Origin of the sequence: Streptomyces sp. NPDC058773, from assembly GCF_042746015.1 — a bacterium.
Lineage (GTDB): Bacteria > Actinomycetota > Actinomycetes > Streptomycetales > Streptomycetaceae > Streptomyces.
On the sequence record NZ_JBHYPE010000030.1, the window covers coordinates 55960 to 71827 of the forward strand.

At 70.6% G+C, this 15868-nt stretch carries 16 protein-coding genes and 1 pseudogene; 9 read left to right on the top strand and 8 right to left on the bottom strand.

The window, feature by feature from the left end; genetic code table 11:
- Positions 1-19 precede the first annotated feature (19 nt).
- The 3 genes from ACFW5B_RS24180 to ACFW5B_RS24190 are packed head-to-tail and all read right to left on the bottom strand — an operon-like array spanning position 20 to position 2452.
- The gene (locus tag ACFW5B_RS24180; protein WP_386443207.1) at positions 20-721 is read right to left on the bottom strand and encodes an enterobactin synthetase; all 702 of its coding nucleotides are present in this window, start codon (positions 719-721) and stop codon (positions 20-22) included.
- A 10-nt stretch (positions 722-731) separates the two neighbouring features.
- Positions 732-2207, bottom strand: coding sequence for a class I adenylate-forming enzyme family protein (locus ACFW5B_RS24185; protein WP_386443210.1), 1476 nt, complete (start codon positions 2205-2207; stop codon positions 732-734).
- Positions 2207-2452: an acyl carrier protein gene (locus ACFW5B_RS24190; RefSeq protein WP_386443213.1), complete on the bottom strand. Its 246-nt coding sequence runs from the start codon at positions 2450-2452 to the stop codon at positions 2207-2209. Before ACFW5B_RS24190 ends, ACFW5B_RS24185 begins: the two co-directional genes overlap by 1 nt.
- 247 nt (positions 2453-2699) lie before the next feature.
- Between ACFW5B_RS24190 and paaA the strand changes: the two genes are divergently transcribed.
- From paaA to ACFW5B_RS24230, 8 genes and pseudogenes are all read left to right on the top strand, one after another.
- Positions 2700-3698, top strand: coding sequence for a 1,2-phenylacetyl-CoA epoxidase subunit PaaA (paaA, locus tag ACFW5B_RS24195; protein WP_386443217.1), 999 nt, complete (start codon positions 2700-2702; stop codon positions 3696-3698).
- Positions 3695-3997 carry a 1,2-phenylacetyl-CoA epoxidase subunit PaaB gene (paaB, locus tag ACFW5B_RS24200; RefSeq protein ID WP_386443220.1) on the top strand — a complete coding sequence of 101 codons (303 nt, stop codon included), beginning with the start codon at positions 3695-3697 and terminating at the stop codon, positions 3995-3997. The genes paaA and paaB overlap by 4 nt, the downstream gene beginning before the upstream one ends.
- Complete coding sequence (gene paaC / locus ACFW5B_RS24205) at positions 3987-4751, top strand: 1,2-phenylacetyl-CoA epoxidase subunit PaaC (protein ID WP_386443223.1); 765 nt, start codon at positions 3987-3989, stop codon at positions 4749-4751. Before paaB ends, paaC begins: the two co-directional genes overlap by 11 nt.
- Complete coding sequence (paaD, locus tag ACFW5B_RS24210) at positions 4745-5245, top strand: 1,2-phenylacetyl-CoA epoxidase subunit PaaD (protein WP_386443226.1); 501 nt, start codon at positions 4745-4747, stop codon at positions 5243-5245. Before paaC ends, paaD begins: the two co-directional genes overlap by 7 nt.
- Positions 5246-5252: 7 nt before the next feature.
- On the top strand, positions 5253-6335 hold the full coding sequence (locus ACFW5B_RS24215) for a 2Fe-2S iron-sulfur cluster-binding protein (RefSeq protein ID WP_386443229.1): 1083 nt from the start codon (positions 5253-5255) through the stop codon (positions 6333-6335).
- Between the two features lie 64 nt (positions 6336-6399).
- Positions 6400-7245 carry a tryptophan 2,3-dioxygenase gene (locus ACFW5B_RS24220; RefSeq protein WP_386443232.1) on the top strand — a complete coding sequence of 282 codons (846 nt, stop codon included), beginning with the start codon at positions 6400-6402 and terminating at the stop codon, positions 7243-7245.
- A gap of 143 nt (positions 7246-7388) precedes the next feature.
- Positions 7389-7700: a hypothetical protein gene (locus tag ACFW5B_RS24225; protein ID WP_386443235.1), complete on the top strand. Its 312-nt coding sequence runs from the start codon at positions 7389-7391 to the stop codon at positions 7698-7700.
- 69 nt (positions 7701-7769) lie between these two features.
- Positions 7770-8235: pseudogene (locus ACFW5B_RS24230) on the top strand (hypothetical protein); the annotation flags it as partial.
- Positions 8236-8270: 35 nt separating this feature from the next.
- Here the strand turns inward: ACFW5B_RS24230 and ACFW5B_RS24235 are convergent.
- Entirely contained in the window at positions 8271-8639 is a 369-nt protein-coding gene (locus ACFW5B_RS24235; protein ID WP_386443238.1) for a VOC family protein, read from the bottom strand.
- A gap of 98 nt (positions 8640-8737) precedes the next feature.
- Complete coding sequence (locus ACFW5B_RS24240) at positions 8738-9253, bottom strand: DinB family protein (RefSeq protein WP_386443241.1); 516 nt, start codon at positions 9251-9253, stop codon at positions 8738-8740.
- A gap of 81 nt (positions 9254-9334) precedes the next feature.
- Between ACFW5B_RS24240 and ACFW5B_RS24245 the strand changes: the two genes are divergently transcribed.
- Positions 9335-9877, top strand: a complete 543-nt coding sequence (locus ACFW5B_RS24245) for a DUF1707 domain-containing protein (protein WP_386443243.1) — start codon at positions 9335-9337, stop codon at positions 9875-9877.
- A 135-nt stretch (positions 9878-10012) separates the two neighbouring features.
- Here ACFW5B_RS24245 and ACFW5B_RS24250 read toward each other — a convergent pair whose 3' ends face one another.
- The 3 genes from ACFW5B_RS24250 to ACFW5B_RS24260 all read right to left on the bottom strand — a co-directional run bounded on the left by ACFW5B_RS24250 (position 10013) and on the right by ACFW5B_RS24260 (position 15825).
- Positions 10013-10984, bottom strand: coding sequence for a LacI family DNA-binding transcriptional regulator (locus ACFW5B_RS24250; protein WP_386443246.1), 972 nt, complete (start codon positions 10982-10984; stop codon positions 10013-10015).
- A complete protein-coding gene (locus ACFW5B_RS24255; RefSeq protein WP_386443248.1) occupies positions 10981-13437 on the bottom strand; it encodes a SpoIIE family protein phosphatase in 2457 nt (818 codons plus the stop codon). The genes ACFW5B_RS24250 and ACFW5B_RS24255 overlap by 4 nt, the downstream gene beginning before the upstream one ends.
- Positions 13438-13758: 321 nt before the next feature.
- Positions 13759-15825 (bottom strand): TIM-barrel domain-containing protein, encoded by a 2067-nt coding sequence (locus tag ACFW5B_RS24260; RefSeq protein WP_386443251.1) that lies wholly within the window; start codon positions 15823-15825, stop codon positions 13759-13761.
- Between the last annotated feature and the right edge of the window lie 43 nt (positions 15826-15868).

Sequence of the window (15868 nt, forward strand, 5' to 3'; positions counted from 1 at the left end):
CCCGCCACAAGAACCGCTGCTACGCGGGGCGGGCCCGCACGGCCGTCCAGCTGAAGACCCCGGGGCCGACCGGATGCACCCGCACCTCCAGCGGCGGACAGCCGGGCACGCCGGGCCGGGCGAGGAAGCCGCCCGGCACCCGCCGGAGGGTGAGGTCGAGCAAGGAGGCGGGCGCGTCCGACGCGGGCAGCAGCGCGGCACATGCCTTGAACGCCGCCTCCTTGGCCGAGAACGCCGCCAGTACGCGGTAGGCGGCCCCCTCCGGGGAGGCGGCGCCGTCCATCACCCGGCGGCGTTCGCCCGGCCCCAGCACCAGACGGGCGGCCTCCGGTGGCAGACCGCGCAGCTCCAGGTCGCAGCCGAGCGCGCGCCAGTGCTGCCGGGCGGCGACGACGGCCACCGCCAGGCCACCGGAGTGACTGATCGACCCGGGGTGGCCGCCCGGCAGCACCGGCCGGCGGCCGTCGCGCAGGATCTCCCCGGCGGGCAGTCCGGCGGCGCCCAGCGCGCGCCGCGCTGCACACCGGCCGGCGAGGAAGTCGCGGCGGCGTACGGGCGGCAACGCGGCCGCGAGCCGGGCCTCCCCGGGCCCCGCCGGCCGGGCCGCGCCCTCCCCGTCGAGGGCGGTGCCCAGGGCGAGTCCGGACGCGGCGAGGACCGGCCCGAGCGCGAGCACCTGCCGCCCGGCCCGCGCCCGGTCATCGGCGGACACGACTGCCATCTCCGGTGCCCTACTCCCGGAGCAGCTTCTTGAGCACTTTCCCGGCCCCGTTCCTCGGCACCTGGTCGATGAAGGCGATGCGCCGGGGCCGCTTGTAGGGGGCCAGCCGCTCGGCGGCGTGCCGCAGCAACTCCGCGGTGTTCACGCCGGCTCCGGCCACGACGAAGGCGAGCGGAACCTGGCCGTAGTCGTCGTCCGGGATGCCGATGACGGCGGCGTCGTGCACCGCGGGATGGGCGGTGAGGGCCCGTTCGATCTCGGTCGGGTAGACGTTCTGCCCGGCGCGGATGATCAGGTCCTTGCTGCGGTCGACGAGGTGAATTCGGCCGTCGGGGTCGAGGAAGCCGAGGTCGCCGGTGCGGGTCCAGCCGTCGACCGTGATCTCGGCGGTGGCCGCCTCGTCGTTCCAGTAGCCGCGCATCACCCCGGGCCCGCGGACACCGATCTCGCCGATGGCGCCCGGCGCCATTTCCCGGCCGTGCTGGTCGAGGGCGCGGACGGACATCCCGGGGATGACACGTCCGCTCGGGAGCCGCTCGGCCATGCCCTCCGGTGCCGGGTGTTCCTCCGGGCCGAGGGTGACGAACGGGCCGCCGACCTCGGTCATGCCGTAGACCTGGCGAAAGCCGCAGCGGAGCCGGCGGGCGGCCTCGGCGTAGACATCGACGGGCATCGGCGAGGCCCCGTAGAGGACCTCGCGCAGGGAGGACACATCGGTGCGCTCGAAGCCCTTCGTACGGAGGAGGAAGCGCAGCATCTGCGGTACGAGCCAGATGTGAGTGGCCCGGTGGGCCTCGATCGCTGCGCATGCGCTCTGCGGTGTGAACCCCGGCAGCAACACCACGGTGGCGCCCGCGGCCATATAGGTCAGCGACACCACCATGCTGCCGTGGTAGAGCGGGCAGCAGTTGACCAGCACCATGCCGTCGTCGGGCCGGGCCACGGCGAGCCAGCCGAGTGCGATGGCCCGGAAGGAGGCGTGGTCGACGGTGACGCCCTTGGCCCGGCCGGTGGTCGCCGAGGTGTGCAGGATCGCCGCGAGCGCGTCGTCCGGGATGTCCGGCAGCGCTTCGGCGCCCGTCGACTCCGCGCCGAGCGCGGCGAACTCCGCGCCGTCCAGGGCGAGACGCAGGCGCACCGGCAGATCGGGGTGGCGGTCCAGCAGCGCCGCCTCACCGATCACCGCGACCGGCTCGGTGCGCTCCACGATGCCCGTCACCTCGGTGGGCGTCAGGCTGTGGTTGAGGGGCACGAAGAGCGCCCCCAGGCGCGCCAGCGCGAAGTACGTCTCCAGGACCTCGATGCGGTCCAGCGAGAGCACCGCCACCCGGTCGCCGCGCCCGATGCCGCGCGCGGCCAGCCCGTGCGCCAGGCACCCGGTCCGGTCCCGCAACTCGGCCCAGGTGACCGAGCGGTGCTCGTCCACCAGCGCCGTGCGGTGCGGGAAACACTGCGCGTTGCGCTCCAGGAGCTGGGTGAGCCACATCAGGCGCCGCCGGGGGAGGCGCCGCCGCGCTCGGCGACGAAGCGCTCGTAGTCGCCGAGGGTGATCAGCCCCTCCATGTCCTCACCGGTGACCTCCACCCCGGTGTGCTGCTCGATGAGCAGGACCAGACGCACCAGGTCTCCCGAGTCGATCCCGCTGGCACTGAGATCGGTGTCCTCACCGAGGGCGTCGGCGAACTCCCGAGTGCCGGTCAGCTCGACCAGCATCTCCCGTACGGTACTCATGCGTTGCCCTTCCTTGGCGGGGTCCTTGCCGTGAGTAGAGGCGCGGCGGCCGGCCGGCACTCCGTCCGGCCCGCGTGGCCTTCGTCACCCGCCGCCCAGGGATTGACGGCCCGGGCGGCGCACTCCTGAGCAGGTGAAGCGGGTTTTCCCCCACCCGTCCGTCCCGTCCCGGAACTCGTCGCCGACGTGCCGGACCCTCGGACGCAAGGGCTGGGGAAGACCCGTCACCACCGACGAAGGAGGCACGGTGCACGGGCCGAGTGAGGACGACCTCCATGCGCACTTCGAGGCGCTCCTGGCCGCCGGCGAGCAGATCGAGCCACGCGACTGGATGCCCGACGGCTACCGCCGCATGCTGCTGCGCCAGATCGCCCAGCACTCCCACTCCGAGATCATCGGCATGCAGCCGGAGGGCGCCTGGCTCACCCGCGCGCCCTCGCTGCACCGCAAGGCGAGCCTCCTGGCGAAGGTGCAGGACGAAGCCGGCCACGGGCTGTACCTCTACGCGGCCGCCGAGACGCTGGGCGTGGACCGGGCGGACCTGCTCGACGCCCTGCACCGCGGCCACCAGCGCTATGCGGCCACCTTCAACCACCCCGCCCTGACCTGGGCCGACACCGGAGCCATCGCATGGCTGACGGACGGCGCCGCGGTGGTCAACCAGGCCCCGCTGTGCCACACCTCGTACGGCCCGTACGCGCGGGCCATGCGACGGGTGTGCCAGGAGGAGGCGTTCCACGTCCGGCAGGGCTACGACGTCCTGTGGTCGCTGCGCCAGGGGACACCGGAGCAGCAGGAGATGGCTCAGGACGCGGTCAACCGCTGGTGGCTGCCGGCGGTGGCGCTGATGTTCGGCCCGCCCGACACCGTGGCGGGCGGGGCGGACGCGCGCACCGCCGCCATGGGCGCGGCCGTCAGCCGGCGCTCGATGGCCTGGGGCATCAAGCAGCACACCAATGACGAGCTGCGGCAGCGCTTCGTCGACAACTGTGTGCCGCAGGCCGAGCGGCTCGGGGTGACCCTGCCCGACCCGGCGATCCGCTGGAACGAGGACCGCGGCCACTACGACTTCAGCCCGGTCGACTGGCAGCAGTTCCGGGACGTGCTCGGCGACGATTCGGCCTGCGCCCGGCAACGGCTGGCCCATCGCGTGGCGGCACACGAGAACGGCACATGGGTGCGCGAAGCCGTCGACGCCTATGCGGCGTACTCCGCGGCACGCCGTGAAGAGGAGGAGACCTCATGAGCGAGCGGCCCGCACACCTGCGGACCCCGTGGGAGGTGTTCCTCCGGCCGCGGCGCGGACTGGCCCATCAGCACGTCGGCTCGGTGCACGGCGCCGACGCCGACATGGCACTGGCCAACGCCCGGGACCTGTACACCCGCCGGGGCGAGCCGGTGTCCCTCTGGGTGGTCCCCTCCGAGGCGGTGCGCGCCTCCTCGCCGGAGGAGAAGGACCCGTACTTCGCGGGCGCGTCCGGCAAGCCGTACCGCTACCCCGAGTACTACGTGCCGCTCAACGAGGGGGAGAGCCATGGCGGTTGACCTCGACACGGATGTCGCCGAGTACGCACTGCGGCTGGGCGACGACGCGCTGGTGCTGTGCCAGCGGCTGTGTGCCTGGGTGACGCACGCCCCGACCATCGAGGAGGACCTGGCGCTGTCCAACATCGCCCTGGACCTGCTCGGCCACGCCCGGGTCCTCCTCGCCCACAGCGGCCGGCTCGACGGCACCGGACGCAGTGACGACGACCTCGCCTACCGCAGAGGCGAGCGGGCGTTCCGCAACGCACTCCTGCTGGAACTGCCCAACGGCGACTTCGGGGTGACCATCGCCCGGCAACTGGTGTACGCGGTGTACGCCGGACTGCTCTACACCGAGCTGACCCGCTCCCACGACACGGAGCTGGCGGGATTCGCCGCCCGGGCCGCCAAGGAGGTCGAGTACCACCGCATGCACGCCGCCCGGTGGACGGTGCTGCTGGGCCGCGGCACGGCGGAGAGCCACCGTCGCATCCGGGCAGGCGTCGCGCTCGTCCGGCCGTACGCGGCCGAGCTGTTCGAGCCGGACGAGCTGACGCGACGGCTGGCGGCCAACGGGACGGGCGTCGACCCGGCGCGGCTGCGGGAGCCATGGGAGAAGGACATGGCGGCCGTCCTGACCGAGGCGGGGCTGGACCTGCCGTCCCCGTCGTGGCGGGCGACCGGCGGCCGGTCCGGGCTGCACACCGAGGCACTCGGTCCGTTGCTGGCCGAGTTCCGGTCGGTGTACCACCAGTACCCCGGGGGCACGTGGTGAGCGCGGCCCCGGTGCCGGGTACCGAGGAGATCCGGGCACGGGTGGGCGCCGTGCCCGATCCCGAGCTGCCCATGGTCACCCTTGCCGATCTGGGGGTCGTCCGCGCGGTGGAGACGGCCCCGGACGGCACGGTGGAGGTCATCGTGACGCCGACGTTCCTGGGCTGCCCGGCCATGCCGGCCATCGTGGCGGGCATCCGGGACGTGCTGGCCGAGTGCGGCCACCCCACAGGACGGGTCCGGCAGGTGCTCGCGCCGGCCTGGACCACGGACTGGATCAGTGCCGAAGGCCGGCGCAAGCTCGCCGAGCACGGCATCGCGCCACCGGGCGAGTCCGGAGCGCCGCTTCCGGTCCGGCTGGGGCTCGGCGTGCCGTGCCCGTCCTGTGGTTCCCACGCGACCCGCCCACAGAGCCCCTTCGGAGCCACCCGGTGCCAGTCCGTGCTGGTGTGCACGGCTTGCCGGGAGAGCTTCGCCCACCTGAAGGCGGTGTGAGGCCGGCATGACGGATCTGAAAGGCCGGGCCGCGGGCTGGTACCGCCTGCCGGTGACCGACGTGACCCACCTGACCGACGACGCGGTCGCCCTCACCCTGCACGTCCCGCCCCCGCTCGCCGACACCTTCGCCCTCCGGCCGGGACAGCATGTGACCGTCCGCCACGTGCTGAACGGCCGGGAACTGCGGCGCAGCTACTCGGTGTGCCTGCCGCCCCGGTGGCGTTCCGGTCTGCGTCTGGTGGTCAAGCGCCTGGGGCCCGGCGGCTTCGCGGAGTACGCCACGACCGCGCTGACCGTGGGGGACACCCTCGAACTCGGGCCTCCCACAGGCGAGTTCCAGCTCGCGGCGCGCCCGGGAGCACACCATGTGCTGATCGCGGGCGGCAGCGGAATCACCCCGCTGCTCACCATGGCGGCGGCGGCCCTGCGGGAGGACGCGGCCTGCCGGGTCTCCCTGATCTGCGCCAACCGCGACTCCGGCTCGGTGCTGCTCGCGGACGAACTGGCCGACCTCAAGGACGCGTACACCGAGCGGTTCTTCGCGCTGCATGTGCTCTCCCGGGAGACGCGGGAGTCCGCACTGCTCTCCGGCCACCTCGACGCCCACCGGCTGACCGGGCTGCTGGCGCTCCTGGGCGCCGAGCCGGGCGGGGAGACGTACTTCTACCTGTGCGGGCCCTGGGCGCTGGTCGACTCGGCCCGCCGCACGCTCACCGAGTGGGGCAACGACCCGGACCGGGTACGCCGTGAACTGTTCACCACGGGCGAGCAAGCCCCGGACCGTGCCGCGGTCCCGGACCGGTCCCGGCCCGGCCGGATCACCGCGCGGCTCGCCGGCCGGACGACCGTGACCGCCATGGCGGCCGAGGACCGGGTGCTGCTCGATGCGGTACTACGGGCCCGGCCCGAGACCCCGTACTCCTGCCGCGACGGTCTGTGCGGCTCCTGCCGCGCCAGGGTGACCACGGGCCGGGTCACCCTGGGCCGCCAATACGCCCTCGGTGCGGCAGAACTCGCGGCCGGCTACACCCTGGCCTGCCGCGCGCAGCCCGCCTCGGACGAGGTCGCTCTCGACTTCGACGCCTGAACCGCGTCCGCACTCCGGTCCGAGCCCCCCGCTCCCGTCATGTTCCCGAACGAGGTGAACCCCGATGTCCCACCGCATTCCCGGACCCGCCGTCCTCCCGGAAGACGATGCCCTCCTGCCGTTCGAGGGCCCGTCCCCCTACGAGAGCTACATCCACGCCTCCGTGCTGTCCTCTCTGCAGCAGCCCCTGACCGACGCACCGGAGGAGATGCCGTTCCTGGTCACCACGCAGGTGATGGAACTCTGGTTCACCCTGCTCGTCCACGAGGGACGCACCGCCCGCGATGCACTGCGGAAGGACGACTACGACACGGCGATGGACGCCCTGCGCCGCAGTCTGCGCGCCCACCGCGCACTCAACGCCTCATGGGCACCCATCGCAGAACTGACCCCCCGCCAATTCAACAACTTCCGGGCAGCATTCGGCCGGGCATCCGGTTTCCAGTCAGTGATGTACCGCCACCTGGAGTTCCTGCTCGGCGACAAGTCCGAGGCAATGATCCACCCGCACCGCGGCCACTCGGCGGTCCACGCGGAGCTGTGCGAGTCCTTCTCCCAACCGTCGCTCTACGACGAGGTGTTGGCCTACCTGCACCGCCGGGGCCTCCCCGTCCCCGCACACGTCCTGGAACGCCCCCCGGCCACGCCCTACGAACCAGACCCCGACGTCGAGGAGGCCTGGCGACGCGTCTACGCCGGCCCCCGGCACGACCCGCTGCCGGCCCTGGGCGAGGCGCTCACCGACCTCGCCGAACTGGTCCAGCGCTGGCGCACCGACCATGTGCTGGTGGTGCGCCGCGCGATGGGCGCCAAGACGGGCAGCGGCGGCTCAACGGGCCTGCACTGGCTGGAACAGCGCGCCGCCCGCCCCGTCTTCCCCGAACTCTGGAGCGCCCGCAGTCTCGTTTAGGGCTGCGGGACCCGGCAGCACGGAGCGCCGAGGCGCGGGTGCGAGGCGGGCGGCGCGGGCTGCGTAACCTGTTGGCTCGTATGCCTGTCTGTGATGTCTACGCGCACATTGACGGATTCCCGTTCGACCCGAAGGACTGAGCCGTGCCCGACCGACCTGAGATTGTCTTCATCTGCGGCTCCACCCGGTTCGTGGACGAGATGAGCGCGGCGAACCGTGATCTGACCTTCGCAGGTGTCATCGTCGTCGCGCCAGGCGTCTTCCTGCGCGCCGAGGACGAGTTGATCACCAACGAGCAGAAGACCGCGCTGGACGCCCTCCACCTGCGCAAGATCGACCTGGCTGACCGGGTTCTGGTCGTCAACCCAGGCGGGTATATCGGCGAGTCCACGAGCAGGGAGATCGCATACGCCCACACCACCGGCAAGCCGATCTCGTTCACCGATCCCGTCTGACCAGCAGACGCTTCGTGGTGCACGCGGGCAACGAGTCTCGGTCAGCCTCGGAGCGTGTTGCTACCTGCCACCCGTCCCACCCGGCTCCCCAAAGGGGGCGCCACGAAGACCGGTTCACATGCGCGTACACATCACCATGCGGCTCCTCCTGGAGCAGGCGGTGCGGCGGGCGAGGTCCTTGGCCGCTCCCGGGGCGGACCGACCACCAAGATCCACCTTGCTGCGGAGGGCTGCTGCCGCCCGCTGTCCCTGCTCATCACGCCAGGACAGCGGGCTGACTGACCTCCGCGGGCGCGGCGCCTGGCACGTGATCCCGGAGAAGAAGGACCACAAGGCCGCCCGGCTGCGCAAGGGTTCACGAGGCGGGCGCCCTCCGGGCTTCGGCAAAGACCGGTACAAAGATCGCAACACGGTGGAGCGGGCCATCGGAAAGCTCAAGCAGTTCAGGGCCGTCGCAACCCGCTACGACAAGCGAGGATATGTCTACCTTGGCACTGTCACTGCCGCCGCCCTTCTCATCTGGCTCCGATCGTGATCTCCTGCGGAATCGACTGAACCGGCGATCCGTCCTCAGCGCCGGACCAGGCAGAACGGATGCCCCGCCGGATCGGTGAAGACTCGCCACCTGTCCTCACCCGGCTGATGCTCCGGTTTGCTCGCGCCCAACTCCAGTAGCCGGGCCTCGGCCTCGTTCAGGTCCTCGACCGCAAAGTCGAGGTGGAACTGTTGGGGAACAGATTGGTCGGGCCAGCGTGGAGCCCGGTAGTCGTCGACCCGTTGAAAGCCGATGACGAGTCCGTCCTCACGGCTGAGACCAGCGAAGTCGGCATCCGATTTCGGGTGGGGTTCGAGGCCGGTTGCCGCCTGGTAGAAGGCCGCCAGAGCCAGCGGATCAGGACAGTCGAGTGTTATCGCGGTCAACTTCATGTGCAGGGGCATGGCACCTCCGGACCAAAATGTGGAGCTTCACGATGCACACGCTGGAGGCGACGGCCTGCTTATCCTGACCTTGCTCTCCAAGATCGGAGCGACAGAACCTAGTAGTACCCCTTCACCTGGTCGAGCAGCTCCCGCACGATGTCCGCGTGTCCCGCATGTCGCCCGGTCTCCTCGACGAGATGGATGAGCATCCAACGGAGGTTGGCGCTGCCGGCGTGGAAGTCGGGGTGACGGCCAATGTCGTCCAGGGAGGCCGCGGCCACGATCTCGTTGCTGCGGGCGCACTGGGCCTCGTACTGCACGAGCAGGTGCTTCAGCGGGACGCCATCGGTGCGCCAGTCGGCGCCCTCGTCCGTCTCGTCGAAGGACGGGTTCTGCGTCTTGTCGCCGCCGAGGAAAACCACCTCCAGCCAGGTGTGCTCGACCCACCGCATGTGGCTGATAAGCCCGGCCATCGTCATCGCCGGCGAGGTCGGGATGACGGAACGGTGCGCGTCGGCCTCGCTCAGGCCATCGCACTTCCATCGCAGGATCTGTCGCTGGAGGTCCAGCCAGCCGATGAGCGCGGTGCGCTCATCGGCCTGCAAGGGGGGACGCTCAAGTGAAGGTGTCATGCCTGCACGTTAGGACGCTCGGTCTCCGACTGCCGCCTGATTTTCGCCCAGGATCCGCCGGCCGGGCCTTAGAGTGAGAACGTGACCTCTCCGCCGGAAGACCCGCCGTTACCGCTCAGCGAAGACGACCGCGACAGGGCCGTACAGCGCCTCCAGGCGGCGTACGCCGAGGGGCACATCTCGCACGAGAAGCTGGACGAAGCCCTCGACCAGGTCCTCAGTGCGAAGACACCCAGCGAACTCGCGTCCGCTCTGGCCCCGCTTCCGCAGGAGAGGGCGGCCACCACATCCACAATTGCCGCCGCCGGCGGACGGATCCAGCGGCGCGGCGTATGGCGGGTACCTCGGGCCCTCAAGGTCGCTTCCGCGTTCGGAAGGGTGCACCTGGACCTGTCCCGGGCGGTCATCGAGCATCCGGTGGTCGACATCGAGTTGCAACTCGGCACCGGCAAGGCCAAGATCACGGTGCCTCGCGACGCGATCGTCGACATCGAGGACCTTCACACCGGGTGGAAGGTCCCGCTCCACAAGACCCGGCCGCGCTCCGGCCCCGACGGGCCGAGAATCCGGATCCTCGGAACCATGAGCTTCGGACGCCTGAAGATCCGCCATGCGCGGCGCTGAGCCTCATCCGGCACCAGGACCACCGGGCCGGCATTTCTTCCGGGCCTCCCATGTCAGGCTCAGAACTCGAACTGGGCCCGCAGGTGCCCCTTGGTGACCCGGCCTCCGCCGCTCCAGTAGAGGGCCTTGGGAGGGTCAGAAGTCCAGACCAGGGAATTGGTCGTCCAGACCGGGCTCCGAAGCGAGAACCGGCCGACAGGGACCGGTGCTGGCGCGCAGAGTGATCAGCGGTTTCAGCAGAACGTGCCGGGGTGACGAGGCAGGCGAGGTGAGCCGCTCCACCATCAGGTCGACGCCGATCCGGCTCATCTCCTTGGCCGGTATCTCGGATGCGGTCAGCGGCGGGCTCACCTGTTCCGCCCAGCGGCTGGCCGCCACGCCGACGACCGAGAAGTCGCGCGGTACGCTGCGGCCGTGACGGGTCAGCCCGCGGTAGATGCCCTCCAGGGCGGCTTCGTTCATGACGACCAGGGACGTGGTGGCCGGATCGTCCTGCAAGATCCGTTCCACGACATCCTCCCCGGCGCCGACATCGTCGCCGCTGGGGTACGCACGCGGGGTCAGTTCCATCTCCGTCATCGCCTCGGTGTAGCCCTCGCTCCCGAGCAGGGCGTACCCGTACCCGTTGTTGACGATCTGCTCCGACTTGTTGACGAAGGCGATCCTGCGGTGGCCCAGTTCGGTCAGGTGCCGAACGCATCCGCTCGCCAGGCCGGCGAAGTCGAGATCGACCCAGCCGACCCCGTCGGTTCCGCTGTTCCGGCCGATGGCGACGAAGGGGAAGGCCGCTTCCGTGAGGTGCTGGATGCGGTCGTCCTCCCGGCGGACCTCCATCACGATCACTCCGTCCACGCGCCGTTCACTGACCATCCGCCGGAACGCGGGGTCCTTCCCCGACTTGCAGGGCGTGAGCAGCAGGTCGTAGCCGTATGTGGTGGCGGTTTCCGCCACCCCGCCGACGAAGGCGAGCTGCACCGGCGGGTAGTCCCGGTGGGCGCCGGACGGTGGGTAGAGCAGTGCGAGCGTATGTGTCAGGTCGCGGGCCGCAGCACCACTATGGGGCTGGGCGCCGGGTCCTGTTGCCAGGTTGACTGTGCGCTCCGTCATGGTCCGTCAGCTGGGAGACGTTGTTCGGCCCAGATGGTCTTGCCGGTGGGGTTCTGGCGGGTGCCCCAGCCTTCGGTGAGCTGGGTCACCATGTGCAGTCCTCGTCCCCCTTCGTCGTAGGTGCGGGCACGGCGTAGATGGGGGGAGGTACTGCTGGCGTCGGAGACCTCGCAGATCAGGGTCCGGTCCCGGATCAGCCGTAGCCCGATGGGGGCGTCGCCGTAGCGGATGGCGTTGGTGACCAGTTCGCTCACCACCAGTTCGGTGATGGACGCCGCGTCGGTGAGCCCCCAGGTCGCCAGCTGACGGGAGGCCTGTGCCCGGGCATCGGCCACGATGGCGGGATCTGACGGCAGCGACCAGGCGGCGACCTGATCGGTGTGCAGGGCGCGGGTGCGTGCCAGGAGCAGAGCCACGTCGTCGGCGGGGCTCTCGGGCAGCAAGGCTCTGAGGATGATGTCGCAGGTGACGTCCAGCGAGGGTTCGGCGGAAGCCAGGGCTGTGCGGAGACGTTCCAGGCCGACACCGAGATCGTGGCCGCGGGCTTCGATCAGGCCGTCGGTGTAGAGGGAGAGCAGGCTTCCCTCGGGGAGCTCCAGCTCGGTGGGCTCGAAAGGCAGGCCGCCGACTCCCAGAATCGGCCCGGGGGTGAGCTGGACCACTGTGGCCGTGCCGTCGGGGAAGAGCACGACGGGTGGGACATGGCCGGCGCTGGCCATGGTGCAGATGCGGGAGACCGGGTCGTAGACCGCGTAGAGGCAGGTCGCGCCGATCTGACCGGGGTCGGGCTCATTCCGGACGTCGTTGTCCGAGGCCAGGTGGGTGACCAGTTCGTCGAGGTGGGTGAGCAACTCGTCCGGAGGCAGGTCGACTCCGGCGAGCGTGCGCACCGCTGTACGCAGTCGGCCCATGGCGGCCGAGGCGTGGATGCCGTGGCCGACCACGTCGCCGACGACCAGAGCGACGCGAGTGCCCGACAGGGGGACCACGTCGAACCAGTCGCCGCCCACTTCGGCCCCCCTGCCGATGGGCAGATAGCGGTGCGCCACCTCGACGGCCGCCTGCTTGGGGAAGTGACGGGGCAGCAGACTGTGCTGGAGGGTCAGGGCATTGGCGCGCTCCCGGGAGAAACGGCCCGCGTCGTCCACAATGCCGGCCGCCCGGCTCGCGAGCTCCTCGGCGAGGAGCAGATCATCCTGCTCGTAGGGTTTCGAGCCCGCTGCGCGGGCGAAGACCACGACTCCGAGGGTCAGGCCCCGCGCTCGCAGCGGGGTAGCCATGATCGAGTGGAATCCGTGCTCCGCCTGGGGAGCGGAGCCTCCCAGGCCGGCGGCGCCCCCTCGGGTGAAGTCGGGGTCGTCCGTTCCGCACAGCACCGTTCGACCGCTTGTCAGGGCACGTGCGGGGGGCGAGCGCGGGGGACACGTGTGGGCCCCGCCGATCTCGGTGTCGGCTTCGGGCACGCCGTCGGCGGTCCGGTGTGCGACCCGACGCAACACCACGGCGGCGTCGGCCGGACCGGGCGGCGGTTCCCTCCCACGGGCCACGGAGTCGAGCAGGTCCACACTGACGGAGTCGGCGAACCGCGGAACGGCCAGGTGAGCGAGTTCCTGAACCGCGCGCCGGACATTCCGGGTGGTCCCGATACGGCTGCCCGCTTCGTTCAGCAGGGCCAGGCGCTGCCGTGCGGCAACCTGCTCGGTACTGTCGAACGCCGCAGCCCCGACACCGGCCACCTCACCGGTGTCGGGGCTGCGGACGGGCCACATCTCGATGGTCCAGGCACGCTCGTGAGCGGACGGTGTGGCCGGGGCAAGGTGCTCATAGCGGCTCGGCGTGGCCTCCTCGGCGACCCGGCGGACGCATCGCAAAAACCCCTCGTCACAGAGGCCTCCGCCCAGCAGGTCCGCGTAGGGCCAGGCGCCCGCTTCAGCCGCCTGCCCCGGCCCGGATTCGACAGCACCGGTTCGCCCTGCGGCCGTCTGCACCCTGTCGCCGCAGGTGGGGCTGCTCGTCCTGTGCCCTGTCGGCGAGGGCTGCTCGCCCCCGTACGCGACCGCGTTCCACTGCCATGAGCGTGACGTGGTGCTGTAGGTGGAGAGCGCAACGGAGGACTGGGCGAACGCCCACTCCACCATCCGTCGGCCGGACTCCGCCTCGCCCGCACCCGCGGTGGCGGTCACGACGAATGCCTGGGTCGTTTCGTCGCCGGAGAAGGTCGGATGAAGGCGCAGGGGCAGATGGACGCGGTGGCCATCGCGGTGCCGGACTGCCGCTGTGCCGCTCCACTCCCGGGCTTCGCTCAGGCAGGGCCCGGCCACCTGGGGGTACTCCCCGTTGACCAAGAGGTCCGAGACGGGGTGTCCGACCACCTCCTGGGGGCGATAGCCGAGCAGTTTCCGAGCCTCTTCACTCCACCCTGTGATCGTGCCCCCCACGCTGATGATGGCCACGGGGACATCGTTCAACCACCCAGAGTGACCATTTTCCCCCACGGAAGTGGCCATTTTTGCTCAATTCACCCGAGCACCATTACTCACAGTCCCATAGTGCATGCGCGAAAAGAATCGAACAAGCTGCACGGACGCCCAGGGAGCAAGGCAGATCCGGTCGGAATCGTCGGCCACGGACACGAGGGACACGATCAGAACGGGCGTCGTCGGCCATGGACGGTTTCCCGGAGATTCCTCCGCGGGACCGGCTGCCCGGGAGTGCGCACAGCCGAGTGCGGCCGTGCGACCGACGCCCCCGGTGACGCTGCGGAGGTCCCTTGTTCAGCCCGGAAAACTCACATCCAGGGTGGATCCGCGACGTACGAAGACGGGGATGCACTCCAGTGGAGCGTCAGCTGTGATGGTCTGGCCGCCGTCATGGTCAGTTCCCGTGGCGGCGGCCCTCCAGGCGGCACCGGCCGGCAGGTGGACCCGCCGGCGGCGTTCCCCGAGCCGGGTCACCGGCGAGATCAGCAGGTCCGGGCCGCACAGGAACTGGTCCTCGACCGTCCACGCGGCCGGCTCGTCGGGAAAGTCGAAGAACAGCGGCCGGATCACAGGTGCACCGCAGTCGGCCGCGGTGACCATCTGACGGTGAAGATACGCACGAAGGTCCTGGCGTAGCCGCAGCTGCCGGGTCAGGATCCGGTAGGCATCCTGCCCGTAGGACCACAGTTCGTTGGGTCCTCCGCTTCGGCCGGTGGCGAAGGCGTCCCGCGGCTCGCGGTGGCCGTGCATCCGCAGCAGCGGGCAGAAGACGGCGAACTGGAACCAGCGGATGAGCAACTCCCGGTAATCGGGGTCGTCCGGGTCGCCACCGTGGAAACCGCCGATGTCGGTGGTCCACCACGGAATGCCGCTCAGGCCCGCGCTCAGCCCGGCGCGCACCTGCGCCGCGAGTGCCTCGAAGGTGGCCGGGATGTCCCCCGACCACAGAGCCGCCCCATAGGCCTGGCTGCCGGACCAGGCGGAACGCACCAGGCTGACGGGAACGTCTTCGCCTTCGGCCCGCATGTGCTCGAAGAATCCGCGCGCATGTTCGCGCGGATACAAGTTGGCCACCGCCCGGCCGGGCCCCGCCGCGTAACGCAGGTTGCCGAATTGTTCGGGGTACATCTCTGGTTCACAGGCGTCCAGCCACCACAGCCGGAAGCCGAGATCGTAGTAGTTGCGCTTGATACGGCTCCAGATGTAGTCACGAGCCCTTTCGTCGGTGGGGTCGTAGAACACCACGGGCAGGGACTTGTCGTCGGCCTGACTGTCGGGGAAGACATGCTGGAAAGGCTGGCCGTGCTCCGTTCCCAGCAGCAGCCGCTCATCCCGCATGTGGGAGTAGTTCTCGCTCACGACGCTGACGGACGGCCACACGGACACCAGCGGCCTTACCCCCATACTCGCCAATTCCGCCACCATGCCGGCCGGGTCCGGCCAGTCGGCAGGATCGAAGCGCCAGTCCCCCAGATGCGGCCAGTGGAAGAAGTCCACGGCGATGACCGACAACGGAAGTCCCCGGCGCCGGTATTCGCGAGCGACGTCCAGCAGTTCCTCCTGCGTCCGGTAACGCAGGCGGGACTGCCACAGGCCCAGGGCCCATTCCGGCAGCACGGGAGCGTGCCCGGTGGCATCGGCATAGTTGGCCATGATGCCGGCGGGAGTCGGACCGGTGGTGATCCAGTAGTCGATCTGATCGGCGGCGTCGGCGACCCACCGGGTCTGATTGGCGGCCAACTCCACACGTCCGACGGCGGGCAGGTTCCACAGCAGACCGTAGCCCCGGGAGGACAGGGTGAAGGGGATGGTGACCTCCCCATTGCGCTGCACCAGGTCGATCACCATGTGTTTGTGGTCGAGGCGCCCGTGGGAGTGCTGGCCCAGCCCGAAGAACCGTTCACCGTCATAGGCGGCGAAGCGCTGATCCAGCTGATAGCGGCCCTCGGCGACCGGTGTGAACGTGCGGGGACCGGGCCAGGCGAAGTGACCGACGGACTCCCGCAGCAGCTCGGTTCCGTCCTGTGTGCGCGCGAAACGCAGGTGGCCCTGGGCGGACAGTTCTACCTGCAGCCGCCCGACGGTGAGGACCCGGCTGCCGTGGGGACCCACAGCCAATTCTGCGGGCGCGGTGGCAGGGGGCGCACTCAAGGCTCCCGGCAGGTCGTCGCGCACCCGATGCCGGGCCGAGCGCACCCGGACGCTGTCGGCTCCCCAGGGCTCCACCCGCAGTACGTGCTCGGCGTCACCGAACCTGAGGCAGACGGCCGGACGGGCGGAGGCAGGAGGCCGGGAGCAGGTCCCGGCCGCGTCGGGCGTGGAGGCGGAGGCGGCGGGCCTTGTGCCGTCGGGCGGAGACATGCTGCTCCTTTTCACAGGGCGTTGTACGGGGCGGTGGCGGTGC